We start from the raw sequence: 25,515 nt of genomic DNA, 5'->3' as shown, positions 1-25,515 counted from the left end.
CGATTCGACCCGCAACGTCCTGCTTTCGCGCGCGATTGCACTAGGACAATATTTTCAGGGTGTCTTTCTGAGCGACCATGCGGAAGCCATGACGGAGACATCGAGATGGGACGGACCGAGGTATCGGCAGGCTGGCGCGACGCGATCGGCGCCGTGCACGGCATCGAGTCGAAATACAAGCGGCTCGTGAAGGCGATCGCCAGCGACATCGAGACCGGCGCGCTCGCGCCGGGCGCACGGCTCGCGCCGCAGCGCGACGTCGCGTCGAGCCTCGGCGTCAGCGTGCAGACCGTCACCAACGCGTACAAGGAACTGGAGCGCCAGGGGCTGATCCGCTGCGAGGTCGGCCGAGGCAGCTTCGTGGCCGCGCGCGTGACCGAATCGATGTCGAACTACATCCTCGATACGACCGAGCGCGAACTGGTCGACTTCTCGATCGCCCGCATCGTCCACACGCCGGAGCACGATGCCGCGTGGCGCAGCGTGTGCGCGGCGCTGGCGGGCGCCGACGATCAGCCATGGATCCGGTCGTTCCGGCCGATCGCCGGCCTCGATGCGCACCGCGACGCCGGCGCCGCGTGGCTCGCGTCGCTGAACATGCCCGTGCACCGCGAATCGCTGCTGGTCACGAACGGCGCGGCGCACGGGATCTTTCTCGCGCTCGCGTCGATCGTCGGGCCGGGCGATACCGTGTTGTGCGAGAGCCTGACCGATCACGGCGTGATCGGCTCCGCGAACGTGCTCGGATTTACGCTGAAAGGGCTCGAGATGGACGAGCACGGCATCCGTCCCGAACATTTCGAGGAGATGTGCGACGGCGAGCGGATCAGCGCGCTCGTCTGCACGCCGACCCTCAATAACCCGACCGTGTCGATGATGACGGAGTCGCGGCGGCGGTCGATCGCGCGTATCGCGACGCGCTACGGCGTGTACGTGATCGAGGACGACGTGTATGGTCCGCTGCCCGAGAAGACGGCCACGCCGGTCGCCAGCCTGATTCCGGAGCTCGGCTTCTACTGCACGAGCATGACGAAATCGGTGCTGACGGGCTTGCGCACCGGCTATCTCGCGATGCCGCGGCGGCTCGCGTTGCGCGTCGAGAGCGTGCTGCGCGTGAGCAGCTGGATGGCGACGTCGCCGATCGCGGAAATCGCGACGCGCTGGATCGCCGACGGCACCGCGCGGCGGCTCGTCGAACTGCAGCGCCGGCGGCTCGCCGTGCGTCAGGCGATGGTGAGGGCCGCGCTGGGGCCGTATGTGCTGGGCGCGCATCCCAATGCGCTCTCGGCATGGCTGCGCGTGCCCGATTACTGGCAGGCCGACCGGATCGTGCGCGAATTGCGCACGCGCAAGATCGCGGTGACGTCGCCCGATCCGTTTCTGGTCGGCGGCACGGAGCGGCCGAACGCGGTGCGCGTGTGCATCGGCGCCGAAACCACCGATGCCGCGTGCAACGCCGCGCTCGAGACGATCGCAGGCGTGTTCGAACAGTATCCGCACCTGAACGATTTCCACTGAACCGGCGGCGCCGCCGCAACGTCGCGCGCAATGTATCAGGACATTCGAAAGCGCGATTTGGAACATTAGACTGGATCGCATCACATTCGTCGCGAGGCGTGCGTTCCATGTCCTTCCTGTCGCTGTCCGACGTCTACCGCGCGCGCCGCCGCCTCGCCGGGCGCGCCGACGGTACGCCGCTCGTTGCATCCGCCGCGCTGTCCGCGCGCGTTGGCGCACCGGTCTACCTGAAGCTCGAAACGCTGCAGCCGACCGGCAGCTTCAAGCTGCGCGGCGCGACCAACGCGCTCGCGGAACTCGCGGCGCAGCGCGTGACGCGCGTGGTCACCGCGTCGACGGGCAATCACGGTCGCGCGCTTGCGCATGCGGCGCGCGCGCTCGGCATCGACGCCGCCGTCTGCATGTCGTCGCTCGTGCCGGCCAACAAGGTCGATGCGGTCGCGGCGCTCGGCGCGCGCGTGGTGATCGTCGGCGACAGCCAGGACGACGCGCAGGCCGAAGCAAGGCGCCTGGTATGCGACGAAGGCTATGCGTACGTGCCGCCGTTCGACGATCCGCACATCATCGCGGGCCAGGCGACGATCGGCGTCGAGATTCTCGAGGCGCTGCCCGATACGGCGACGCTCGTCGTGCCGCTGTCGGGCGGCGGCCTGTTCAGCGGCGTCGCGTTTGCCGCGAAGGCGATCCGGCCGGCGGTCGAGGCGATCGGCGTATCGATGGCGCGCGGCGCCGCGATGCATGCGAGCCTCGCGGCCGGCCGCCCGGTCGACGTCGCCGAGCAGCCGACGCTGGCCGATTCGCTCGGCGGCGGCATCGGCCTCGACAACCGCTACACGTTCGACATGACGCGCGCGCTGGCCGACGACGTCGTGCTGCTCGACGAGCCGTCGATCGCGCGCGGCATCGCGCATGCGTATCGGGAAGAACGGCTCGTCGTCGAAGGCGCCGGCGCGGTCGGCCTCGCCGCCTTGCTGGATGAACGGATCGCACGCCGCGATCGCGGCGGCCCGATCGTGGTCGTCGTGAGCGGCGCGAACATCGACATGGCCGCGCATCGCCGGCTCGTTTCGGAGAACTGACATGGCCCGTCCCGTTACGTTGCTCGGCCAGGCGCAACTGCGCGCGCTGGTGCCGCTCGATCTCGCCGCGATCGACCAGATCGAGGCCGCGTTCGCGTCGCTGGCGACCGACGCCGTCGTGATGCCGCCGATCCTGAATCTCGCGCTGCCGGAGCGCCACGCCGAAGTGGACGTCAAGACCGCTTACCTGCCACGCTTCGACAGCTTCGCGATCAAGGTCAGCCCCGGCTTCTTCGACAACCCGTCGCTCGGGCTGCCGAGCCTGAACGGGTTGATGCTCGTGCTGTCCGCGCGCACCGGCCTGACCGAGGCCGTGCTGCTCGACAACGGCTACCTGACGGCCGTGCGCACCGCGGCGGCCGGCGCCGTGGCCGCGCGCCGGCTCGCGCGCGCCGATGCGCGCCGCGCGGCGATCGTTGGCGCGGGCGAGCAGGCCCGGTTGCAGCTCGACGCGCTGATGCTCGTGCGCGACATCACGCATGTAACGGTGTGGGCGCGCGATGCCGAGCGTGCCACGCGATTCGCGGCTGACGTGCGCGCCGCATACGGGATCGACGCGATCGTCGCGCGCTCGGTGCACGCGGCGCTCGCCGACGCCGACGTCGCGGTGACGACCACGCCGAGCCGCGCGCCGCTCGTGCACGCGGAGGATCTGCATCCCGGGCTGCACGTGACGGCGATGGGTTCGGACGCCGACTACAAGACCGAACTCGCGCCGTCGGTGTTCGGCGCCGCGCACTACTTCTGCGACCGGTTGCAGCAGACCCGCGTGGCCGGCGAACTCGCGCATGCGATCGCGGCCGGCGTGGTGCCGGCCGATGCCGTGTTCCCCGAACTCGGCGAAGTGATCGCCGGCCGCCGCACCGGCCGCACGCATCGCGACGACATCACGATCTGCGATCTGACCGGCACCGGCGCGCAGGACACCGCCATTGCCGTGCTTGCGCTGCAACGCGCCCGCGCGGCGGAAGTCGGCACGATTTTCCACAACGACCTCACGACCTGAGAGGAGACAGATGGCCGCAGTCATCGAAACCTACGAAGCCGCGCCGCGTCTCGCGTTCGATCGCAGCGAATACGCTGCGCGGATCGCGAAGACGCGCGCGGCGATGGAGCGGGCCGGCATCGACCTGCTGATCGTCACCGACCCGACCAACATGGGCTGGCTCACCGGCTATGACGGCTGGTCGTTCTACGTGCACCAGTGCGTGCTCCTGGCGCTGGACGGCGAACCCGTGTGGTTCGGCCGCGGCCAGGACGCGAACGGCGCGAAGCGCACCGCGTTCATGGCGCACGAAAACATCGTCGGGTATCCCGATCATTACGTGCAGTCGACGGCCCGTCATCCGATGGACTACCTGTCCGCCGAAGTGATCGCGGCGCGCGGCTGGAGCACGCTGCGCATCGGCGTCGAGCTCGACAACTACTACTTCAGCGCGGCGGCGTACGCGTCGCTGCAGCGGCATCTGCCGGCCGCGCGCTGGGTCGATGCGACCGCGCTCGTGAACTGGCAGCGCGCGGTGAAGTCGCCGCGCGAGATCGAGTACATGCGCGTGGCCGCGCGCATCGTCGAGCGGATGCATGCGCACATCGTCGAGACGATCGAGCCCGGCATGAAGAAAAGCGACCTGGTCGCGCAGATCTATGCGACCGGCATCGGCGGCGCGGAGGGCTTCGGCGGCGACTATCCGGCGATCGTGCCGCTGCTGCCGACCGGCGCGGATGCCGCCGCGCCGCACCTGACGTGGGACGATTCGACGTTCGCGCGCGGTGCCGGCACGTTCTTCGAGATCGCCGGTTGCTACCGCCGCTATCACTGCCCGCTGTCGCGCACGGTCTACCTCGGCAAGCCGCCCGCGCACTTCATCGAAGGCGAGCGCGCGGTGGTCGAAGGGATCGAGGCCGGGCTCGCGGCCGCGAAGCCGGGCAACGTGTGCGAGGACGTCGCGAATGCGTTCTTCGCGGTGCTGCGCCGTGCGGGCATCGAGAAGGACAGCCGCTGCGGCTACCCGATCGGCGCGAGCTATCCGCCCGACTGGGGCGAGCGCACGATGAGCCTGCGTCCGGGCGACCGGACGGTGCTCGAACCCGGCATGACGTTCCATTTCATGCCGGGGCTGTGGCTCGACGACTGGGGGCTGGAGATCACGGAAAGCATCCTGATCACCGAGACCGGCGTCGAGACGTTCTGCAACGTGCCGCGCAAGCTGTTCGTGAAGGAGTAGGGCGATGCGTGCTTCCCCGATTACGCCGACCGTCGATTTCGACGCGGACGGCGAACAGCACGGCTTCCTGAAGCTGCCTTACTCGCGCGACGATTCCGCGTGGGGCGCGATCATGATTCCGGTGACCGTCGTGAAGCGCGGCGACGGGCCGACGGTGTTGCTGACCGGCGGCAATCACGGCGACGAATACGAAGGGCCGGTCGCGCTGTCGAAGCTGGCCGGTTCGCTGAAGGCGGCCGACGTGACCGGCCGCGTGATCGTCGTGCCGTTCATGAACTACCCAGCGTTTCGCGCCGGTTGCCGCACGTCGCCGATCGACGCGGGCAACCTGAACCGCAGCTTCCCGGGCCGGCCGGACGGCACCGTGACCGAGAAGATCGCCGATTACTTCCAGCGTCACCTGCTGCCGCTCGCGACGCACGTGCTCGACATTCACGCTGGCGGCCGCACGCTCGACTTCGTGCCGTTCGCGGCGATTCACGTGCTGGCGGACCGCGACCAGGAAGCGCGGTGCGAGCGCGCGATGCGCGCGTTCGGCGCGCCGTATTCGATGCGCATGCTGGAACTCGACAGCGTCGGCCTCTACGACAGCGCGGCCGAGGAGGCCGGCAAGGTGTTCGTGTCGACCGAGCTGGGCGGCGGCGGCACGTCGACGGCCGCGAGCGTCGCGATCGCCGAGCGCGGCGTGTATGGATTTCTCGCGCATGCGGGCGTGATCGCGAAGGACGTGATCGACGGCAACGCGCCGCGTACGACGACGCTGCTCGACATGCCGGACGGTTCGTGCTTCACGACGAGCGAGCATCGCGGGCTGCTCGAGATATGCCGAGATCTCGGCACCGAGGTCGACGCCGGCGACGTGCTCGCGCGCGTGCACGACATCGATCGCACGGGCGTCACGCCGATCGAATACGTCGCACGGCGGCGCGGGCTGCTCGCGGCCCGGCACTTCCCCGGCATCGTGCAGCCCGGCGACACGATCGCGGTGGTGGCCGACATCGTCGAGCGCAACATTCCGGTGGCCGTATGAGGACGCGCACGACGTGATCAAGCTCGACCGATACGACCTCGCGATCCTGCGCCTGCTCGAGCGCGACGGGCGCATCACGAAGTCGAAGCTCGCGGAAGCCGTGAACCTGTCGATTTCGCCGGCATGGGAGCGCGTGCGCAAGCTCGAGGAAAGCGGCGTGATCCGCGGCTATCGCGCGGACGTCGACTGGATCGGCGCGTGCTCCGGCAGCCGCATCGTCGTCGAGGTCACGCTGTCGCGGCATACCGCGCCCGACATGCGGCGCTTCGAGGATCGCGTGGCCGCGGCGCCCGAGGTCGCGCAGTGCTACGCGACGGGCGGCGGCGTGGACTACGTGCTGCACGTGGTCGCGCGCGACATCGACCATTACCAGCGCTTCATCGATGCGTTACTGATGGAAGACCTCGGCATCGAGCGCTACTTCACGTACATCGTGACGAAGGTCGTGAAGTGCACCTCCGGCGGCGTGCCGGACTGGTTGTGAAAGTTCGCGCCGGCGCGCGGCAATACGGAAAAAACCGGCATTTCCAGCCGTGCAAACCGAAATTTCCGCATGCGCCGGCGCGACACAATGAAGTCCGTGCCCACCAACGAGGAGACGCAGCATGCTGCCCGGACACCCCGTTCTGTTCAAGTCGACCTGCTACGTCGACGGTCGCTGGATCCACAGCGACAGCGCCGCGACGGTCGCCGTCGTGAACCCGGCCGATCAGGCCGTGATCGGTCACGTGCCGATGCTCGAACGCGCGCAGATCGTCGCGGCCGTCGATGCCGCGCAGCGCGCGTACGGCACCTGGCGCTGGACATCGCAAGCGGCGCGCAGCGCGGCATTGCTGCGCTGGCATGCGCTGATCCTGCGTCACGTCGACGATCTGGCCGCGCTGCTGTCGCTGGAACAGGGCAAGCCGCTGGCCGAAGCGCGCGGCGAGATCCGCTATGCGGCGAGCTTCGTCGAATGGTTCGCGAACGAGGCCAAACGCGTCGCGGGCCGCACGATTCCGACGCATATCGACGGTGCGCATCTCGGCACCGTGATGGAGCCGGTCGGCGTCGCGGCGCTGATCACGCCGTGGAATTTCCCGGCCGCGATGATCACGCGCAAGGCGGCGGCCGCGATCGCGGTCGGTTGCACCGTGGTCGTGAAGCCCGCGCACGAAACGCCGTTCTCGGCGCTCGCGCTCGCGCAGCTCGCCGACGAGGCCGGCTTCCCGGCCGGCGTGTTCAACGTCGTGCTCGGCGAGCCGCAGATGGCGATGGAAACGCTGGTCGGCGACGCGCGCGTGCGTGCGGTGAGCTTCACCGGCTCGACGCGCGTCGGGCGGCTCGTGACCGAAGCCGCCGCGAAGGCCGGCATTCGCAAGATCGCGCTCGAACTGGGCGGCAACGCGCCGTTCATCGTGACCGAGGACGCGGATCTCGACCAGGCGGTGCCGATCGCCGTCGGCGCGAAGTTCCAGACGTCCGGCCAGGACTGCTGCGCGGCGAACCGGATTCTCGTCGCGCGCCCGCTGTACGACGCGTTCGTCGAACGGTATGCGAACGCGGTGCGCGCGTTGAAGACGGGGCCCGCGTTCGAGCAGGGCGTCGACGTCGGCCCGCTGATGCATCAGGCCGCGTTCGACGCGACCGTGGCGCGCGTCGAGGATGCGCGGGCGCGCGGAGCGCGCATCGTCGCGGGCGGCCGGCCGCATGCGCTCGGCGGCTGGTTCTACGAGCCGACCGTGATCGCGGACGCCGCACCCGGCATGCGCGTGGTCGACGAGGAAAACTTCGCGCCGATCTCGGCCGTCGGCGCGTTCGACACGCTCGACGAGGCAATCGAAACGGCCAACGACACCGAATACGGCCTCGCTGCCTACGTATGCGCGACGCGCGTCGACACGATCTTCCAGCTCGTGCGGCGGCTCGATTTCGCGATGGTGTCGGTCAACGGCGTGAAATTCACCGGCGCGCCGATCCCGTTCGGCGGGATGAAGGCGTCGGGCCTCGGGCGCGAAGGCGGCGCCGAAGGCTTCGAGCCATTCACCGAAACCAAGTACTTCTGCCTCGGCAATCTCGGCCTGCCTGTCGCGGCGACGGCCTGACCCATTCAAAGGAGCACATCATGCAAAAATCGATCGACGCACTGCTGCGCGAGGACCGCGCCCACTTCATGCACCCGTCGACGCACGCGTACGACCACGAGACCGGCGCGCTGCCGGGCAAGATCGTGCGCGGCGGCGAAGGCATCCGCATCGAGGATCACCAGGGCAAGCGCTATATCGACGCGTTCGCCGGCCTCTACTGCGTGAACATCGGCTACGGCCGCACCGAAGTGGCCGACGCGATGCACGAACAGGCGAAGCAGCTCGCCTATTACCACACGTACGTCGGCCACGCGTCGGACGCGATCATCGAGCTGTCGTCGCGCATCATCGACTGGTCGCCGGCGGGGATGAAGAAGGTCTACTACGGGATGTCGGGTTCCGACGCGAACGAGACGCAGGTCAAGATCGTCTGGTATTACAACAACGTGCTCGGCCGCCCGAACAAGAAGAAGATCATCTCGCGCGAGCGCGGCTATCACGGCTCGGGCATCGTGACGGGCAGCCTCACGGGCCTGCCGAGCTTCCACCAGCATTTCGACCTGCCGATCGACCGCGTGAAGCATACGGTGTGTCCGCACTGGTACCGCAAGGCGCCGGCCGGCATGAACGAAGCGCAGTTCGTCGCGTACTGCGTCGACGAACTCGAGAAGCTGATCGCGCGCGAGGGCGCCGACACGGTCGCCGCGTTCATCGCGGAGCCGGTGATGGGCACGGGCGGCATCATCGAACCGCCGGCCGGCTACTGGCCCGCGATCCAGGCCGTGCTGCGCAAGCACGACATCCTGCTGATTTCCGATGAAGTCGTGTGCGGGTTCGGGCGTCTCGGCTCGAAGATGGGCGCGCAGCACTTCGGGATCGAGCCCGACCTGATTACCGTCGCGAAGGGGCTGACGAGCGCGTATGCGCCGCTGTCGGGCGTGATCGTCGGCGAAAAGGTGTGGGACGTGATCGCGCGCGGCTCGCAGGAACACGGGCCGATGGGGCACGGCTGGACGTATTCGGGCCATCCGGTATGCGCGGCCGCGGCGCTTGCGAATCTCGCGATTCTGGAGCGTGAGAACCTGGTCGGCAACGCGGCCGAGGTCGGCGCGTATTTCGGCGCGAAGCTGCGCGATGCATTCGGCGCGCATCCGCTCGTCGGCGAAGTGCGCAGCGTCGGGATGCTGGCCGCGCTCGAGTTCATGGCCGACAAGGACGCACGTACGCCGTTCGATCCCGCGCTGAAGATCGGCGCGCAGGTGTCGGCTGCGGCGTTGCAGCGCGGCGTGATCGCGCGGGCGATGCCGCACGGCGACATTCTCGGCTTTGCGCCGCCGCTCGTGATGACGCGTGCGGAAGCCGACGAGATCGTCGCGATCGTGAAGGATGCGGTGGACGAGGTCGCGGAGCGGAATATTTCGGCCGTCGCGTGAGTTGTCAGCGATCCTGATGCGCGTTCCGGCGCGCGAGGCGACGCCGCCGCATGCAAGTGCGGCGGCGTGTTTTCTTGCCGGTCCGGGTGCAGGTACGGTTCAGGAAAACCGTCGTCGCATCGCCTACGGTGCGCGTCGGCTATTGCCCGTCACTCAATAATCCCACACGACCGGGACGAACCGGAAACCGTCGCCGTCCCGGGCAACATGGCCGATGGACGGGAACGCGACGTGCGCGGCAGCCAGCATCGAGCCGGTGTCCGCGGCTTCGTTGAACAGCGCGAGACGCACGTCGACCGCCGCTTCGGGATCGTGTTCGAAGCCGTTTTGCCAGTCGGGATTGTCGAAGTTGACTTCGAAAATCGCATCGCCCGCGAACGTCAGCTTTTCTCCGTTCGATGCGATATCGACCACGCAGTGCCCCGGCGTATGCCCGCCCGTCACCCGCGCCGACACGCCCGCGGCGACTTCCACGGTGCGATCGAACTGCACGACGTGTTCGCCGTAGAGTTCCATGAACCTCGCTGCCGCCTTGCGCAGCGCGGGCGGAACGGTTTCCGGCATCACCGTCTTGCTGAAGTCCGGATGCTTCCAGAACGCCACTTCCGCGGCCGACACGTGAATGCGTACGTCGGGGCGCAGCTTCGCCTTGACGCCGTCGACGTTCAGCCCGCCGACGTGATCCATGTGCATGTGCGTGATCACGATATCGGTGATCGCGGCCAGATCGATGCCGGCCGATTCCAGACGCATCACCGAGCGCCCGGCGCGCGTGAAGTATTCGAAACCGTCGCCCACGCCCGAATCGATCAGGATCAGGCGATCGCCGCTGCGCACGAGCGCGATGTTGAGCGCCCAGTCGAACATGTCGCGTTGCAGGAAACGGCCGTCGAACCACGCGTTGCGGTCCGCTTCGCTCACGTTGGTGGACATGGTGGAAGTCGGCAGCGGCAGCACGCCGTCGCTGATCAGCACGACATCGACGTCGCCGATGCGCACCGCGTAGCGGGACGAAACGAGCTCGCCCGAAGATTCGTTGCCCAGGCGGGCGGTAACCGGCCGGACGTTGCGGATGGGTGCGTTCATGTTCAGTAATCCTGTTCGTCGAGTGAGGGAAGCCGCGCGGCACGGCGCGGCTCGCTGGCGCGATCGTGAAGGTCGCGCTTCGGTTCGCCCGGATTCCGGTCGAGCGTGTCAACGATTGTAGTGACGGCCGACACACGCCGACAGCGCCTCGCGGGGGCACATCGTGTTGTCCGGACGACAACAATCCGGCCGCGGCTTCGGTGGCCCGAAATGCACGTCGCCCGCCGTCCGTTGCCGGACGGCGGGCGATGCAATCGTTGCCGTTTATGGGAAGCCGGGCGCGGCCGGCGCGCGGGTCAGCCCGGCTGGCCGGGGAGCGTGTCGCCGCGCAGCGAACATCCGCGCGTCTCGATCACCGCCAGCAGCGCGATCAGCCCGACCGCGCAGGCGGCCATCATGTAGTACGCGGGAATCAGTGCGTTGCCGGTCTTGCCGATCAGCCAGTCGTTGACGATCGGCGCGGTGCCGCCGAACAGCGACGTCGACACGTTGTAGGCAATCGCCATGCCCGCATACCGGACGTGGGTCGGGAACATCGCCGGGAACATCGCGGAAATGGTGGCGAGCTGCGGCACGTAGAGCACGCCGAGCACCGCGAAGCCGACGAACGCGCCGAGCGGGCCGTGCGTCATCAGCGTGAACATCGGCACGGCCGCGACGAACAGCCCGACGAGCGAGATCCACCACATCGTCTTGCGGCCGACGCGATCCGACAGCCAGCCGGCGAACGGCAGCAGCACCATCATCGCGAGCATGCCGATCAGCGGAATCAGCAGCGACATGTTTTCGCTGACGCCGAGCTCCTTGTGCATGTAGGTCGGCATGTACGCGAGCAGCACGTAGTTGACGACGTTCAATGCGACGACGAGCCCGCCGAGCAGCAGCAGCGGCTTCGCATAGCGCACCAGCAGCAGCCGGATCGGCAGCGCGGCGGCGACGCTTTTCTCGCGGCGGTGCGCCTGCTCCTCGAGTTCGCGGAACACCGGCGTTTCTTCGAGGCGCGAGCGCAGGTAGAAGCCGATCAGGCCGAGCGGCGCCGCGACGAGGAAGGGCAGGCGCCAACCCCACGCATGCATCGCCGAATCGCCGAGCAGCAGCGCGAAGCCGAGCATCAGGAACGCGCCGAGCGAGAAGCCGGCGAGCGTCGCGAATTCGAGGAAGCTGCCGCACAGGCCGCGCCGCGAATCGGGTGCGTATTCGGCGATGAAGGTCGCCGCACCGCCGTATTCGCCGCCGGTCGAGAAGCCCTGCACCATGCGCAGCACGATCAGCGCGGCCGGCGCCAGCCAGCCGGCCGTCGCGTAGCTCGGCAGCAAGCCGACGAGCAAGGTTGCGCCCGACATCGTCAGGACCGTCAGCGCGAGCACGCGCTTGCGGCCGAGCCGGTCGCCGAGCGGCCCCCAGAACAGGCCGCCGAGCGGGCGGATCAGGAACGAGATCGCGAACGTGCCGAGCGCGAACAGCGTCGCGCTGGCCGTGTTGCCGGGAAACAGCGCGGCGGAAATGTACGCGAGGCCGTACGCGTAAATACCGTAATCGAACCATTCGGTCGCGTTGCCGAGGGCGGCGGCCGTGATCGCGACCCGCGGCAGGCTGTGCGGCTCGTCGCCGCGCTGGGTGGTTGTATCGTCGGGAATCGACGACGCGGCGGAAACGGAAGTCCACGATGGCACGTATCGCATGAGGGTCCTCGCTATCAGCATGCGCCCGGGCGGGCGCCGACGAGGATCAAAGTAATCCCGCCAATTAGCGATGCCCGATGTCATAGGACGATGTGGAGATCGGGGTTTTCCCGCGCCGTGGCGGGGGGGGGGGGCGGCGGGGCCGGGGCCGGCTCGCCGCGGCGCCGGCCGGCGAATGGCGGTAAGCTGCGCGCAGCCATGCGGGATTCGTCGGAGTGTGGCGCGTGGCGTCCCTTTTTTCACCCTTCATCAGGAGCGCATATCGTGGCGACCTACATCGTCTTTACACGGGAAAGCACGCAGGACCAGCATGAGCTCGATCTCTACTCGAGCCAGGTCGGTGCGACCCTCGCCGGCCATCCGGTGAAGGTGCTCGCCGCTTATGGGCCGCACGAAACCCTCGAGGGCGAAGGCCCGGAAGGCGTCGTGATCGTCGAGTTCCCGTCGAAGGCGGCCGCGCACGCGTGGTATCACGGCCCCGAATACCAGAAGGTCGTCCAGCACCGGTTCAAGGGCGCGCGCTATCGCGCGGTGCTGGTCGAGGGCGTCTGAGCGCGGCCGCGCGCGCCGGTTACCGCACGTGCGGCAGCAGCGCGCGCAGCCAGTACGCGACGGCCACCGCGCCGCCATCCGGCGTACCGATCGCGCGTTCGCCGAGATAGCTGGCCCGTCCCGCGCGCGGCGTCATGCGTGCCGTTTCCCGCGCGCCTCGCTCGGCCGCGTCGACGGCCGCCGCCCATGCGCTCGCGGGATCGCGATCGCCGTCGAGCGCGCGGCCGAATGCGTCGACGGCCGGCACCAGCGCATCGAGCATCGTCCGGTCGCCGGCCTGCGCGCCGCCGAGTTCGCTGATCGAATCCACCGCCGCGCGGAACGCCGCGGACCAGTCGCGCGGCGACGGCTCGGCGATATCGGCCAGCCGGCGCGACGCGCGCAGCAGCGCGGTCGCATAGAACGGGCCGGAGCTGCCGGCGATCGCGCGACGCAACGCGGCGCCGAGCGCCGCGAGCGCACCGGACGGCGTGCCGTACGCGGTGTCGGGTAGTTCGAGGATCGCCTGCGCGGCGCGCCGCATGCTCGCGCCGAGATCGCCGTCGCCGGCTGCCGCATCGAGATCCGTCAACGTTTGCTCGTGCTCGATCAATGTTTGCGCCACCGCGTGCAGCGCCGGTTGCAGGCGCGCGGCCCACGCGCGGCCGGCTGCGTCGAGCGGTGGCAGCGGCGCGTCCTGCGACGCGGCCGCGGCCACGCGAATCCGTGTGTTCACGATGCCGCCGCCCGGCCATGCACGCGCCTGCGTCGGCGCATCGAGCAGCGCCGCGCGCTCGTCGTTCAGCCGCAGCACCGAGATCGAGCAGCCCGGCATGTTCAGCGCGGACAGGAACGTGCCGGCCCATGCGCGCGCGACGACGATGCCGCGCCGGCTCAGGTTGTCGAACGCGGCGCGCAGCACGATCGCGAGTTCCATGTCCGGCGTCGCGCCGAGGCCGTTGACGAACAGCGCGACGCGCTCGTCGCGCTCGAGCACGAGATCGGCGACGATGCTCGACAGCAGCGTGTCGGCCAGCGCGTCGGCCGGCAGCGGCGCGCGGCGCTCGACGCCTTTCTCGCCGTGGATGCCGAGGCCCAGCTCGATCTCGTGATCGGCGAGGCTGAAGCCCGATTTGTCGGCGCCCGGGATCGTGCAGCCGTCGAGCGCGACACCCATCGTGCCGAGCTCGGCTGCCGCGTCGCGCGCGATGCTCGCGACGCGGGCAAGCGGCAGCCCGCGCGCGGCGGCGGCGCCCGCGAGCTTGTGGATCAGCACGGTGCCCGCGATCCCGCGCCGCTGGCCGCGCTCGACGCGGCCGCGCAGCGCGACGTCGTCGGCGACGACGACGGTTTCGACCGGAATGCCTTCCGCGCGTGCGAGCTCGGCGGCGAGCCCGAAATTGAGCCGGTCGCCGGTGTAGTTCTTCACGATCAGCAGCGCGCCGTTCGGGCCGGCGCTCGCGCGAATCGCGGCGAGCACGGCGTCGGTCGACGGCGACGTGAACACTTCGCCGCACACGGCCGCGCTCAACATCCCTTCGCCGACATAGCCGCCGTGCGCGGGCTCGTGGCCGCTGCCGCCGCCGGACAGGACCGCGACCGGCCGCTGCGACGGCTCGGGCAGCGGCTGGCGGACGAGCACGTGCTCGTCGCCGAGGATCGCGAGATGCGGCGATTGCCGCGCGATGCCTTCCAGCATCTCTCGCACGACGTCGGACGGGCGGTTTACTAGCTTTTTCATGGCGACGGGTTCCGGACGGGTGAACGGGGCTCGGCCGGACGCGCACGGGCGCCGGACGGCTTTCGTGTTGCGGAGGATCGTGCGTGAGCTGTTGCCGGTCGCGGACGGTCGCATAACGGCGACCGAATGCGGGGCGGGCAACGAAGCGTACGCCTGGCGCCACGATACATCAGGTTCGGACGTCGCGACACGGATCGCGACGTGATCGCGCCGGGGCGGAACGGCGGCGCGCGCCGTATGCCGCTATTTCAGCGCGGCGATCGCCTTCGCGCGAATCAGCCGCGCACGCAGCACGTTGCGGCTGATGCCGAGCAACTGCGCGGCCCGGATCTGGTTGCGGTGGCTGAATTCGAACGCGACACGCATGACCGTGTCCTCGATGTGTTCGAAGAGATTACCGTGCCCTTCGTCGAACAGGTCGCGCAGCGCGTGTTCGAGCGCCGCCTGTGCGTCGGCGGGCGAATCGGCTGCCGGTGCGGCAACGGTCGGCCGGCATGGCGGCGCGATGTGCAGGTCGGTGCCCTGCAGCGCGTCGTGGCGGCTCACGAGCAGCGCGTGATGGATCACGTTCTCCAGTTCGCGGATATTGCCCGGCCAGCCGTGCGCCTCGAGCCGACGCTCGGCGCGCGGATCGATGCGGCGCGGGCCGCTGCCGAGCCGGTCGCGGTACATGTCGAAGAAGTGCCGCGCGAGCGGCAGGATGTCGCCCGGGCGCTCGCGCAGCGGCGGGACCGCGAGCTGCACGACGTTGAGCCGGTAGAACAGGTCGCCGCGAAAATGTCCGGCCGCGACCGCCTGCTGCAAGTCGACGTTGGTCGCCGCGACCACGCGCACGTCGACCGGAATCCCCGTGCGCGAACCGAGCCGCACGACCTCGCGTTCCTGCAGCACGCGCAGCAGCTTGACCTGCATCGCGAGCGGCAGGTCGCCGATTTCGTCGAGAAACAGCGTGCCGCCGTGCGCGGCTTCGAACCAGCCGGGCTTCGCGTTGATCGCACCCGTAAACGCGCCTTTCTCGTGGCCGAACAGTTCGCTGTCGACGAGCGTTTCGGAGAATGCGCCGCAGTTCACCGCGACGAACGGCCCGTCGCGACGGGCGCCGAGATCGTGCACGCGGCGCGCGATCAGTTCCTTGCCGGTGCCCGTCTCGCCGACGATCAGCACGTTCGCGTCGCTCGGCGCGACGCGGCGAACCTGTTCGAGCAGCGCGAGCGAACGCGGATCGGTGAACACCTGCGCTTGCGCACAGGGCTGCGCGTGACGTTCGGGCCGCGTGAGCACGGGCGCCTCGGCCTGAAGCTCGGCGAGGTCGCGGGGCGCGGTGACGACACGAAGATTGAGCGGGCGCGGCGATGGGGAAATGGAAGTCATGGCGAAGAACCGTTGGAGGCCAGGCGATGCGGGGCTGCTGCTGCGTGATCAGCAGAGTGTTGAATGTTTCGCCGCGCGCGAAAAGCATCGATTTCTGATAACCAAAGCGCGATTGCTGCGGAACCTGCAATGGCGCGGAAGCGCGGCGGCGCCGTGACGCTCGAACGTCGAATCGGGTGTTATCGCACGTGATGCACTGCTGCCTGAGCAGCAGCGCATCAGCGGGCCCGCTGCACCGGATTCATCTCGTTGCGGAATATCGATGTGACGCGCGAACCGAAACGCTTGCCACTGTCGCTCATTTGGTCGAGCGCCAATTCTGACGGGCGATGGCGCAAAGTTTCGGGATGCAGACGACCTTGCCGCCGCGCACCCGAACCGATGGCACGCTCCTTGCTGACCCGAACCGGTATCGCCGCACTGCACGCGGCTCCACCACGGGAACACATGGTATGAGCCACACCCTCAACGTCGTCGCGATATCGGGCAGCCTGCAGCGGCCGTCGCGCACGCTGGCGCTGACCGACGCGATCGTCACGGCGCTCGGCGCCGCGCTGCCGGTCGATACGCGGCTGATCGAACTCGGCGAGATCGGCAGCCGGCTGGCCGGCGCGCTCACGCGCGCGCAGGTGCCGGCCGATCTCGATGCGCTGATCCGCGCGATCGAGACGGCAGACGCGCTCGTCGTCGCGAGCCCGGTGTACCGCGCGTCGTACACGGGCCTTTTCAAGCACCTGTTCGACCTCGTGCGCCACGACGCGCTCGTCGACGTGCCCGTGCTGCTCGCGGCCACCGGCGGCAGCGAGCGGCATGCCCTCGTGATCGACCATCAGCTGCGCCCGTTGTTCAGCTTCTTCCAGGCACGCACGCTGCCGATCGGCGTGTATGCGTCCGAAAGCGATTTCAACGCGTACCAGATCGCCAGCCCGGCGTTGCGCGAGCGCATCGCGCTCGCGGTGAATCGCGCGGTGCCGCAACTGCGCGCGCATGTGCGTTCCGCCGCGGCCGCGTAAGCCGCTTTTTCGTTTCCCCTTCGACCAGGACACCTTCATGAGCCTTCCCGACCCTTCCGCCGACGGCGTCAAATTCGCGTACTGGGTGCCGAACGTCAGCGGCGGCCTCGTCGTGAGCACGATCGAGCAGCGCACCGACTGGAGCCTCGAATACAACCAGAAGCTCGCGCGCACGGCCGAGGCAGCCGGCTTCGACTACGCGCTGAGCCAGATCCGCTTCACGGCCGGCTACGGCGCCGAGTATCAGCACGAGTCGGTGTCGTTCAGCCAGGCGCTGCTGCATGCGACGACGAAGCTCAAGGTGCTCGCCGCGATCCTGCCGGGGCCGTGGCATCCGGCCGTGGTCGCGAAGCAGCTCGCGACGATCGACCACATCTCGAACGGGCGCATCGCGATCAACGTCGTGAGCGGCTGGTTCAAGGGCGAATTCACCGCGATCGGCGAGCCGTGGCTCGAGCACGACGAACGCTATCGGCGCTCGAAGGAATTCATCCAGGCGCTCAAGGGCATCTGGACGCAGGACAATTTCACGTTCAAGGGCGACTTCTACCGCTTCAGCGACTACACGCTGAGCCCGAAGCCGGTGCAGAAGCCGCATCCGGAAATCTTCCAGGGCGGCAGCTCGCGCGCGGCGCGCGACAACGCGGCGAGCGTGTCGGACTGGTATTTCACGAACGGCAATACGCCGGAGAACCTGAAGGCGCAGATCGACGACATCCGCGCGAAGGCGGCCGCGAACAACCATCGCGTGCGGATCGGCGTCAATGCGTTCGTGATCGCGCGCGACACCGAGGAAGAAGCGAAAGCCGTGCTCGACGACATCATCCGGCACGCGCACGTCGAGGCCGTGCACGCGTTCGGCGATGCGGTGAAGCAGGCCGGCAAGGCGTCGCCCGAGGGCGAGGGCAACTGGGCGAAATCGACGTTCGAGGATCTCGTGCAGTACAACGACGGCTTCCGCACGAACCTGATCGGCACGCCGCGGCAGATCGCCGAGCGGATCGTCGCGCTGAAGGCGATCGGCGTCGATCTCGTGCTGGCCGGGTTCCTGCATTTCATCGAGGAAGTCGAGTACTTCGGCAAGCGCGTGCTGCCGCTCGTGCGCGAGCTGGAGGCGCAGCGGCAGGCCGTGGCCGCGTGACGCCGACCGGCCGCCTGCGCGCGGCCCGCGATCGTGCGGGCCCGCGCGGCGGCACGACGCTTACGTGATGCCCGCCATCTTCGATGCCTCGATCACCATCTCCACGCCGAGGCCGCCGAGCACCGCGCCCATGGCCCAGCGCTGCGCGAGCAGCAGCGCGGGATGGCCGTGCAGAAACCTCGCGAGGCTGCTCGAGCAGATCGCCACCAGCCCGTTGGCCGACGCGAACGCGGCAATCAGCAGCGAGCCGAGAAACAGCGACTGGCCGAACACGCTGCCTCGCCCGTAGTCGATGAACTGCGGCAGCAGCGACACGAACAGCATCGCGAGCTTCGGGTTCAGCACGCTGGTCGTCGCGCCCATCGCGAGCAGCCGCAACGGCTGCTCGTTCGGCAGCGTCTTCACCTCGAACGGCGAGCGGCCGCCCGGCCGCACCGCCTGCCATGCGAGATACAGCAGATAGGCCGCCCCGACCGCGCCCAGCACGCTGCCCGCATAGGGCACGCTCATGAACAGCGTCGTGATGCCGAACGCCGCGGCGAACATGTAGAACAGGTAGCCGATCATCACGCCGGCGAGCGAAACGAGGCCGGCCGCGCGCCCTTGCACGATCGAGCGCGACATCACGTAGACCATGTTCGGCCCCGGCGTGACCGCGAGCATGCCGCCGATGACGAGAAACCCGTAGAGCGATCCGGACGTGTGCATGTTTTCCGCTTCCTGCATCGAGTGAGTGCCGACGCAGGTCATTCTCCGGCGATGGAGGCGAACAGTAAAACGGGATAAACTGAATCGATTGATCAGTTTTTCTGAATCGACATGAAAAAGCTCGACCTCGATGTGCTCGCGATGGTGGTCGCCGTCGCGGATTCCGGATCGTTCGCGCAGGGCGCGCAGGCCGTGCATCGGTCGCCGTCGGCGGTGAGCATGCAGATCAGGACGCTGGAGGACGCGCTCGGCAAGCCGCTGTTCATCCGCGACACGCGCAACGTCACGGCGACCGACGACGGCAGGATGCTCGCCGACTACGGCCGGCGGATGCTCGCGATGCGCGACGAGGCGTGGGCGTCGGTCGTGCGTCCGGAGATTCGCGGCCGCGTGACGATCGGCGTGCCCGACGATTACATCTCGTCGCTGCTGCCGCAGGTGCTCGGCAAGTTCGCCGCGATGCATCCGCGCGTGGAGGTGCGCGTGATCGGCCAGCCGAGCAGCGCGCTCGTGCCGATGCTGAAGGACAACACGGTCGATCTCGCGTGCCTCACGCGGATCAAGGGCGTGACGGGCGAGCTGATCCGGATGGAGCCGCTCGTCTGGGTCGGCTCGCCGAAGCGCAACGTGTGGGAAGAGCGGCCGCTGCCGGTGGCGTTTTTCCCGCACGGCGGCAGCATGGCGCGCGATCACGCGGTGAGGGCGCTGAATCGACGGAAGATCCCATACCGGATGTCGTACGAAAGCCCGAGCCACCTCGGGCTGCTGAGCATGGTCGAGGCCGGGCTCGCGGTCGCGCCGCTCGCGCGCTGCTGTATTCCCGATCATCTCGTGCAACTGTCGGAAAGCCACGGGTTGCCGCCGCTCGGCGAAATGGAAGTCGTGCTCGCGCGCAGCGCGCAGTCCGCGCGCCCGCCGTGCGACTACCTCGCCGAGCAGATTCTCGGCGAATGGCGCGTCTGAGGGCCGCTACGCGCCGTGTGTCAGCACGACGCCAGCAGCCATTCGCGGAAGGCGACGAGCGACGGCAGCGTTTCGTTGCCCGGCGGGTAGACGAGGTAATAGCTGCGCTGGCTGGTAATCGCGTCGCCGATCGACACGAGTTCGCCGCGGCTCAATTCATCCTCGACGAGCACCTTCGGCACCAGCCCGATCCCCATTCCCGCGCGCACGGCCTGAATCAGGTGCGACGTCAGCTCGAAGCTCGGGCCGATGCGCATCTGGCGATGGTCGAGTCGATAGTGCGAGAACCACTCGGCCCAGGCCTGCTGATTGCTCGTCACGCCCAGCAGCGTCTGCTTGGCGGCCCAGGCCGGCGTGCGTGCGCCGGCCTGGCGGCCGCGGCCCGCGGCGGGCGGCGCGATCGCGATCAGGAATTCGTTGTACAGCCGGTGCGCGTGCAGGCCCGGCCAGTCGTCCGCGCCGACGGTGATCGCCGCGTCGAGGTCGTCGTTCAGGAAATCGATCGTGCCGATGCGCGAATGGAGATGCACGGTCACGCCCGGATGCGCGGCGTAGAAGCCGTGCAGGTGCGGCAGCAACCATTTCGAGCCGAACGTCGGCAGGGTGGCCAGCCGCAGCGAGCCGGCGCCCGCCTGATGCGACATCGCCTGCAGCGTCGCGCCGCGAATGCGCCCGAGCGCGCCGCTCAGCTCGGCGAAGTAGCGGCGGCCGACTTCAGTCAGCTTGACCGAGCGGCCCTCGCGCCGGAACAGCGGTACGCCGAGCTGATCCTCGAGCGTCTGCACCTGCCGGCTGATCGCGCTCTGGCTCAGCGACAGCTCGTCGGCCGCGCGCGTATAGCTCTCATGCCGCGCGGCGGCCTCGAATGCGAGCAGCAGCGACATCGACGGGGTGAGGCGACGGTAATTCATGAGTTTTATGCAAGATTTGCCGCGTGAGAATTCGTTTGTTTCCGGCGGGATATACAAAGATACTGGAATTCCCGGTTGCGCGGAAACTTGCCAAAAAATCATGTTTCGGCGCAAGCGAACCGGCCAGTTCCACCCACATTGCGTTCTTGCCTCATGTCGATCGTCCCGTTGCCCCGCCCCGCGAGTCCGTCCGCGAACGTTTATCGCGATTTTCTCGCCGCGCTGCAGGCCGCCGGCTTCGCCGGGGAAATCCGTGCGGATCATGCGAACCGGACCGTGCAGGCCACCGACAACTCGATCTACCAGCGCCTGCCGCAGGCGGTGGTCTGCCCCGCGCATGCGGACGACGTTCAGTTGCTGGCCCGGCTGCTGGCCGAGCCCGCGCATCGCGACGTCGCGGTGGCCGCGCGCGGCGGCGGCACCGGCACCAACGGGCAGTCGCTGACCGACGGCATCGTCGTCGATCTGTCGCGGAACATGAACCGCATCCTCGAGATCGACGCGGATGAACGCTGGGTGCGCGTGGAGGCGGGCGTCGTCAAGGATCAGCTCAATGCGGCGCTGAAGCCGCACGGCCTCTTCTTCGCGCCGGAACTGTCCACGTCGAACCGCGCGACCGTCGGCGGGATGATCAACACCGACGCGAGCGGCCAGGGCAGCTGCACGTACGGCAAGACGCGCGACCACGTGCTCGAACTCGATTTCGTGCTGATGGGCGGCGAGCGGCTGCACAGCGACGCGCTCGACGATGACGAACTGGAGCGCCGCTGCGCGCGGCAGGACCGCGTCGGCAAGGTGTATCGCACCGCGCGGCGCATCCGCGACGACAAGGCGGCGCTGATCGACGCGAAGTTTCCGAAACTCAACCGCTGCCTGACCGGCTACGACCTCGCGCACCTGCGCGAGGCGGACGGCCGCTTCAACCTGAACAGCGTGCTGTGCGGCGCGGAAGGCTCGCTCGGCTTCGTCGTCGAGGCGAAGCTCAACGTGCTGCCGATGCCGAAGTTTTCGGTGCTGGTCAACGTGCGTTATGCGGGCTTCATGGACGCGCTGCGCGACGCGCGCGCGCTGCTCGAACACCGGCCGCTGTCGATCGAGACGGTCGATTCGAAAGTGCTGATGCTCGCGATGAAGGACTTCGTGTGGAGCAGCGTGGCCGAGTATTTCCCGCAGGACGACGCGCGTCCGACGCTCGGCATCAACCTGATCGAATTCAGCGGCGACGATGAACACGACGTCGATGCGCGCGTGCGTGCGTTCGTCGAGCATTTGCGCACCGATACGAGCGTGGCGCGGCTCGGCCACACGCTGGCGGTCGGCGACGATGCGGTGAAGCGCGTGTATGCGATGCGCAAGCGCGCGGTCGGCCTGCTCGGCAACGTGCAGGGCGAGGCGCGTCCGCAGCCGTTCGTCGAGGACACCGCGGTGCCGCCCGAGAACCTCGCCGCGTACATCGCCGAGTTCCGCGCGCTGCTCGACGGCCACGGGCTGCAGTACGGGATGTTCGGCCACGTCGATGCGGGCGTGCTGCACGTGCGCCCGGCGCTCGACATGAAGGACCCGAAGCAGGCGGCGCTGGTGCGGCCCGTGTCGGACGCGGTGGCCGAACTCACGCGGCGCCATGGTGGCCTTTTATGGGGCGAGCACGGCAAGGGCGTGCGCTCCGAATATGCGCCGGCGTTTTTCGGGGAGCTGTATCCGTCGTTGCAACAACTGAAGGCCGCGTTCGATCCGCACAACCAGTTCAACCCGGGCAAGATCGCGACGCCGCCGGACTCCGCGCTGCGGCTGCTGAAGATCGACGAGGTGCCGACGCGCGGCGACCACGACCGGCAGATCGACGAGCGCGTGTGGCAAAGCTACGGCACCGCGATGCATTGCAACGGCAATGGCGCGTGCTACAACTTCGATCCGGACGACGCGATGTGCCCGTCGTGGAAGGCGACGCGCGAACGCGTGCAGTCGCCGAAGGGGCGCGCGTCGCTGATGCGCGAATGGTTGCGCCTGCAAGGGCAGGCGGGCGTCGACGTCGTCGCGGCGGCGCGCACGCGGCAGCCGTTCCTGCGCGGTCTGGCCGAGCGCTGGCGCAACGGCCGCAACGCCCGCGATGGCGACGCGGATTTCTCGCACGAGGTGTACGACGCGATGGCCGGTTGCCTTGCGTGCAAGTCGTGCGCGGGACAGTGTCCGGTCAAGGTGAACGTGCCCGAGTTCCGCTCGCGCTTTCTCGAGCTGTATCACCAGCGCTACCTGCGGCCGCTGCGCGACTACCTGATCGGCTCGCTCGAATTCACGATGCCGTGGATGGCGCGCGTGCCGGCGCTGTACAACGGGCTGATGGGCGCCGGTTGGGTGCGGACGCTGCTCGAGCGCCGGGTCGGCATGGTCGACAGCCCGCTGCTGAGCCGCTTCGATCTCGCGGCCGTGATCCGCGCATGGCGCGTGAAGCCGGCCGATCCGCATGCGCTCGCCGCGCTGAGCGATGCGCAGCGCGCGCGCAGCGTCGTCATCGTGCAGGACACGTTCACGCGCTACTTCGATACCGAGCAACTGGCGGCGCTGATCGAGCTGGCGGCGCGCCTGGGCTTCCAGGTGTGGCTCGCGCCGCTCGCGCCGAACGGCAAGGCGCTGCACGTGCAGGGGTTTCTTCACGCATTCGAAAAGGCGGCGGTCCGCAACGCGACGCAACTGGCCGCGCTCGCGCGCTCGGGCGTCGCGCTGGTCGGTCTCGATCCGGCGATGACGCTCACGTATCGGCAGGAGTACCGGAAGGTGACGGCGCTCACCGACGTGCCGAAGGTCGCGCTGCCGCAGGAATGGCTGCTCGATGTGTTGCCGGAAGCCGGTGCGGGCGGGGCGACGGTTTCATATCGGCTGCTGCCGCACTGCACCGAGAAGACCAATGCGCCGGACAGCGGCAAGCAATGGGTGCAGGTGTTCGCGCGTCGCGGGCTGCGCTTGCAGGTGCAGGCGGCCGGGTGTTGCGGGATGTCGGGCACGTACGGGCACGAGGCGCGCAATCTCGCGACGTCGAAGACGATCTATGCGCAGTCTTGGGCCGCACACGTCGACGGGCCGGAGCAGGAAGGCGAGGCGCTGGCGACCGGGTATTCGTGCCGCAGCCAGGTGAAACGCCTGTCGTCGAAGCAGGTGCGCCATCCGTTGCAGGCGCTGCTCGACCATGTGCGGGCGGTGGGGTGACAACAGGGCGGTGCGGGGCGCGCGGCCGCCGAGGCGGCGTCGTTCGCGCGTCGAGCGGCAACCCCGTGCCGCTGTCGACTGCCGCCGGCGTGGGTCAGGCGTCGGCTTTCGCCGCTTTCCGCGCCCGCGGTTTTTCCGCCGCGGGAAACACGCCGACGCCGCGCGGCCGTTTCGGCTCGATCCGCATTTGCCGGATCACGCGCCGGAAGTCGATCTCGTGCGCGGCCAGCGTGCCGATCAGTTTCGCGATGACCGCGAGGTGGGAAGGGACGGTGCCCTTGCTCGAATAGTTGGTGATCGAACTTTCGTTCATCCGGATCAGGCGGGCGAACTCGCGCGCCGTCAACTGCGCCTTCTTCAACTCCTGCTGGAATTCCGCATACGCCATTGCGCACATGATGCTTCGTCTCCGTGAATCGGCATTCGGCCCGCGCGGCGCCGGCGTCGACGGGTGGCGTTCCCGTCGTGCCGGCGCCGCGTGGGGTTACATCTTCACCTGGTCGAGGAAGGTCTTCTTGCCGCTCTTGTAGCCGTAGATCGAGATGATCCCGTGCGTCAGGTCGCCCTTCGAGTCGAACGTCGTCGTGCCGATCACGCCGTCGTACTTCGTCGCCGGCATCGCCGCGAGGATCTTCGCCGGATCGGTCGAGTTCGCGCGCTTCATCGCGTCGACCGCGATGTAGACCGCGTCATACGCGAACGGTGCGTCGAACTTGATGCCCTGGTTGAAGCGTTTCTGGTACTTCGCGAGGAAGTCCGCGCCGCCCGGCATCTTCTCGAGCGCAGCGCCTGCCTGCGAGCACAGCACGTTGTCGGCCGCCGGGCCGGCCAGCTGCGCGAGCGAGTCCGTGCACACGCCGTCGCCGGACAGGATCTTCGCGCGCAGGCCGAGCTGCTTCGCCTGCTTCGCGAGCGGGCCGCCGGTGGCGTCCATGCCGCCGTACATGATCGCGTCGGGATTCTCGCCCTTGATCTTGGTCAGGATCGCGCGGAAGTCCACCGCCTTGTCGTTGGTCGCGTCGTGCGACAGCACCTTCAGGCCGAGCGCCTTCGCCTTCTTCTCGAACTCGTTCGCGAGGCCCTGGCCGTACGCGGTCGAATCGTCGATCACCGCGACGCTCTTCACGCCCTTCGACTGTGCATAGCTCGCGAGCGCCGGGCCCTGCTGCGCATCGGTCGCAACGACGCGGTAGGTGGTCTTGAAGCCTTGCTGCGTGTAGGTCGGGTTCGTGGCCGACGGCGAGATCTGCACGATGCCCGCGTCGCTGTAGATCTTCGACGCCGGGATCGACGTGCCCGAGTTCAGGTGGCCGATGACGGCGACGACCTTGTCGTCGACGAGCTTCTGCGCCACCTGCGTCGCCTGGCGCGGGTCGGCCGCGTCATCCTGCGCGTCGAGCTGCAGCGTGATCTTCTTGCCGCCGATCGTCAGGCCCTTCGCGTTGATTTCCTCGACCGCGAGGCGCGCGCCGTTCTCGTTGTCCTTGCCGAGGTGCGAGATGCCACCCGTCGTCGGTTCGACGCTGCCGATCTTCACCACTTGATCGGCCATCGCGCCCGAGGCGGCCGCGAACGCGGCGGCAGCCAATGCAACGGTGATCAGGGGTTTGCAGCGCATGCCGACAGTGCTTCGTTCCATCTGTCATCTCCGAATTGAATGTCTTTCTATTGACGTCTCGACCGGCCGGCCGCGGCCGGCGCGATCGGACGATTTTCACTGCCCGTCACGGGCTCGCTTGCATGGCATCCGGCCGGGTGACCTGCCGCCCGGGCGAGCGGGCGGACCGGCGCCTGACGCGATGCAATTCGTATGAAT

At 68.4% G+C, this 25,515-nt stretch carries 22 protein-coding genes; 14 read left to right on the top strand and 8 right to left on the bottom strand.

Features of this window, described 5'->3' with window-relative positions:
- Positions 1-105: 105 nt before the first annotated feature.
- The 8 genes from WS64_RS18560 (at position 106) to WS64_RS18525 (ending at position 9,351) form a co-directional block, all read left to right on the top strand.
- Positions 106-1,518 (top strand): MocR-like ectoine utilization transcription factor EhuR, encoded by a 1,413-nt coding sequence (locus WS64_RS18560; RefSeq protein WP_060967249.1) that lies wholly within the window; start codon positions 106-108, stop codon positions 1,516-1,518.
- 107 nt (positions 1,519-1,625) lie between these two features.
- Complete coding sequence (gene eutB, locus WS64_RS18555) at positions 1,626-2,597, top strand: hydroxyectoine utilization dehydratase EutB (protein ID WP_060967248.1); 972 nt, start codon at positions 1,626-1,628, stop codon at positions 2,595-2,597.
- A 1-nt stretch (position 2,598) separates the two neighbouring features.
- On the top strand, positions 2,599-3,603 hold the full coding sequence (locus tag WS64_RS18550; protein WP_060967247.1) for a cyclodeaminase: 1,005 nt from the start codon (positions 2,599-2,601) through the stop codon (positions 3,601-3,603).
- Between the two features lie 10 nt (positions 3,604-3,613).
- On the top strand, positions 3,614-4,822 hold the full coding sequence (gene doeA / locus WS64_RS18545; protein WP_059579502.1) for an ectoine hydrolase DoeA: 1,209 nt from the start codon (positions 3,614-3,616) through the stop codon (positions 4,820-4,822).
- A gap of 4 nt (positions 4,823-4,826) precedes the next feature.
- Positions 4,827-5,852, top strand: coding sequence for a N(2)-acetyl-L-2,4-diaminobutanoate deacetylase DoeB (gene doeB, locus WS64_RS18540; RefSeq protein WP_060967246.1), 1,026 nt, complete (start codon positions 4,827-4,829; stop codon positions 5,850-5,852).
- Between the two features lie 13 nt (positions 5,853-5,865).
- The gene (locus tag WS64_RS18535; protein ID WP_059579495.1) at positions 5,866-6,336 is read left to right on the top strand and encodes an Lrp/AsnC family transcriptional regulator; all 471 of its coding nucleotides are present in this window, start codon (positions 5,866-5,868) and stop codon (positions 6,334-6,336) included.
- A 121-nt stretch (positions 6,337-6,457) separates the two neighbouring features.
- On the top strand, positions 6,458-7,936 hold the full coding sequence (locus WS64_RS18530; protein ID WP_060967245.1) for an NAD-dependent succinate-semialdehyde dehydrogenase: 1,479 nt from the start codon (positions 6,458-6,460) through the stop codon (positions 7,934-7,936).
- Positions 7,937-7,956: 20 nt separating this feature from the next.
- A complete protein-coding gene (locus tag WS64_RS18525; RefSeq protein WP_060967244.1) occupies positions 7,957-9,351 on the top strand; it encodes an aspartate aminotransferase family protein in 1,395 nt (464 codons plus the stop codon).
- Between the two features lie 153 nt (positions 9,352-9,504).
- Here the strand turns inward: WS64_RS18525 and WS64_RS18520 are convergent, their stop codons facing one another.
- Together WS64_RS18520 and WS64_RS18515 are read right to left on the bottom strand one after the other, a co-directional pair.
- The gene (locus tag WS64_RS18520; RefSeq protein ID WP_059579484.1) at positions 9,505-10,437 is read right to left on the bottom strand and encodes an MBL fold metallo-hydrolase; all 933 of its coding nucleotides are present in this window, start codon (positions 10,435-10,437) and stop codon (positions 9,505-9,507) included.
- Positions 10,438-10,733: 296 nt separating this feature from the next.
- On the bottom strand, positions 10,734-12,119 hold the full coding sequence (locus WS64_RS18515) for an MFS transporter (RefSeq protein ID WP_059641089.1): 1,386 nt from the start codon (positions 12,117-12,119) through the stop codon (positions 10,734-10,736).
- Positions 12,120-12,383: 264 nt separating this feature from the next.
- Here WS64_RS18515 and WS64_RS18510 point away from each other — a divergent pair, with 264 nt between their 5' ends.
- Entirely contained in the window at positions 12,384-12,671 is a 288-nt protein-coding gene (locus tag WS64_RS18510) for a DUF1330 domain-containing protein (protein ID WP_060967243.1), read from the top strand.
- Positions 12,672-12,690: 19 nt separating this feature from the next.
- Here WS64_RS18510 and dhaL read toward each other — a convergent pair whose 3' ends face one another.
- Both dhaL and WS64_RS18500 read right to left on the bottom strand, forming a co-directional pair.
- Positions 12,691-14,391 (bottom strand): dihydroxyacetone kinase subunit DhaL, encoded by a 1,701-nt coding sequence (gene dhaL / locus WS64_RS18505; RefSeq protein WP_060967242.1) that lies wholly within the window; start codon positions 14,389-14,391, stop codon positions 12,691-12,693.
- A gap of 243 nt (positions 14,392-14,634) precedes the next feature.
- Positions 14,635-15,762: a sigma-54 interaction domain-containing protein gene (locus tag WS64_RS18500; RefSeq protein WP_081103869.1), complete on the bottom strand. Its 1,128-nt coding sequence runs from the start codon at positions 15,760-15,762 to the stop codon at positions 14,635-14,637.
- On the opposite strand from WS64_RS18500, the gene WS64_RS35285 reads away from it, so the two are divergent.
- The 3 genes from WS64_RS35285 to sfnG all read left to right on the top strand — a co-directional run bounded on the left by WS64_RS35285 (position 15,761) and on the right by sfnG (position 17,916).
- Entirely contained in the window at positions 15,761-15,919 is a 159-nt protein-coding gene (locus tag WS64_RS35285) for a hypothetical protein (RefSeq protein WP_244166588.1), read from the top strand. The two genes, WS64_RS18500 and WS64_RS35285, sit on opposite strands and share 2 nt — an antisense overlap.
- Before the next feature lie 295 nt (positions 15,920-16,214).
- The gene (gene msuE / locus WS64_RS18495; RefSeq protein WP_060967241.1) at positions 16,215-16,775 is read left to right on the top strand and encodes an FMN reductase; all 561 of its coding nucleotides are present in this window, start codon (positions 16,215-16,217) and stop codon (positions 16,773-16,775) included.
- 37 nt (positions 16,776-16,812) lie between these two features.
- Positions 16,813-17,916 carry a dimethylsulfone monooxygenase SfnG gene (gene sfnG, locus WS64_RS18490; protein ID WP_059639037.1) on the top strand — a complete coding sequence of 368 codons (1,104 nt, stop codon included), beginning with the start codon at positions 16,813-16,815 and terminating at the stop codon, positions 17,914-17,916.
- 60 nt (positions 17,917-17,976) lie between these two features.
- Here sfnG and WS64_RS18485 read toward each other — a convergent pair whose 3' ends face one another.
- Complete coding sequence (locus WS64_RS18485; RefSeq protein WP_059639038.1) at positions 17,977-18,624, bottom strand: LysE family translocator; 648 nt, start codon at positions 18,622-18,624, stop codon at positions 17,977-17,979.
- A 111-nt stretch (positions 18,625-18,735) separates the two neighbouring features.
- Here WS64_RS18485 and WS64_RS18480 point away from each other — a divergent pair, with 111 nt between their 5' ends.
- Positions 18,736-19,587 carry a LysR substrate-binding domain-containing protein gene (locus WS64_RS18480; RefSeq protein ID WP_059638943.1) on the top strand — a complete coding sequence of 284 codons (852 nt, stop codon included), beginning with the start codon at positions 18,736-18,738 and terminating at the stop codon, positions 19,585-19,587.
- 20 nt (positions 19,588-19,607) lie between these two features.
- On the opposite strand, the gene WS64_RS18475 is transcribed toward WS64_RS18480, so the two are convergent.
- Positions 19,608-20,498, bottom strand: coding sequence for a LysR substrate-binding domain-containing protein (locus WS64_RS18475; RefSeq protein WP_060967240.1), 891 nt, complete (start codon positions 20,496-20,498; stop codon positions 19,608-19,610).
- A gap of 153 nt (positions 20,499-20,651) precedes the next feature.
- Here WS64_RS18475 and ydiJ point away from each other — a divergent pair, with 153 nt between their 5' ends.
- Positions 20,652-23,699, top strand: a complete 3,048-nt coding sequence (ydiJ, locus tag WS64_RS18470) for a D-2-hydroxyglutarate dehydrogenase YdiJ (RefSeq protein ID WP_060967239.1) — start codon at positions 20,652-20,654, stop codon at positions 23,697-23,699.
- A gap of 94 nt (positions 23,700-23,793) precedes the next feature.
- On the opposite strand, the gene WS64_RS18465 is transcribed toward ydiJ, so the two are convergent.
- Both WS64_RS18465 and WS64_RS18460 read right to left on the bottom strand, forming a co-directional pair.
- Positions 23,794-24,096, bottom strand: a complete 303-nt coding sequence (locus tag WS64_RS18465; protein ID WP_050015635.1) for a hypothetical protein — start codon at positions 24,094-24,096, stop codon at positions 23,794-23,796.
- Between the two features lie 87 nt (positions 24,097-24,183).
- Entirely contained in the window at positions 24,184-25,338 is a 1,155-nt protein-coding gene (locus WS64_RS18460; protein WP_059579457.1) for a branched-chain amino acid ABC transporter substrate-binding protein, read from the bottom strand.
- Between the last annotated feature and the right edge of the window lie 177 nt (positions 25,339-25,515).

The organism is Burkholderia anthina (assembly GCF_001547525.1).
GTDB lineage: Bacteria > Pseudomonadota > Gammaproteobacteria > Burkholderiales > Burkholderiaceae > Burkholderia > Burkholderia semiarida.
The sequence above is the reverse complement of the archived record's forward strand: the minus strand, read 5'-3'. Positions and strand labels throughout refer to the sequence as shown.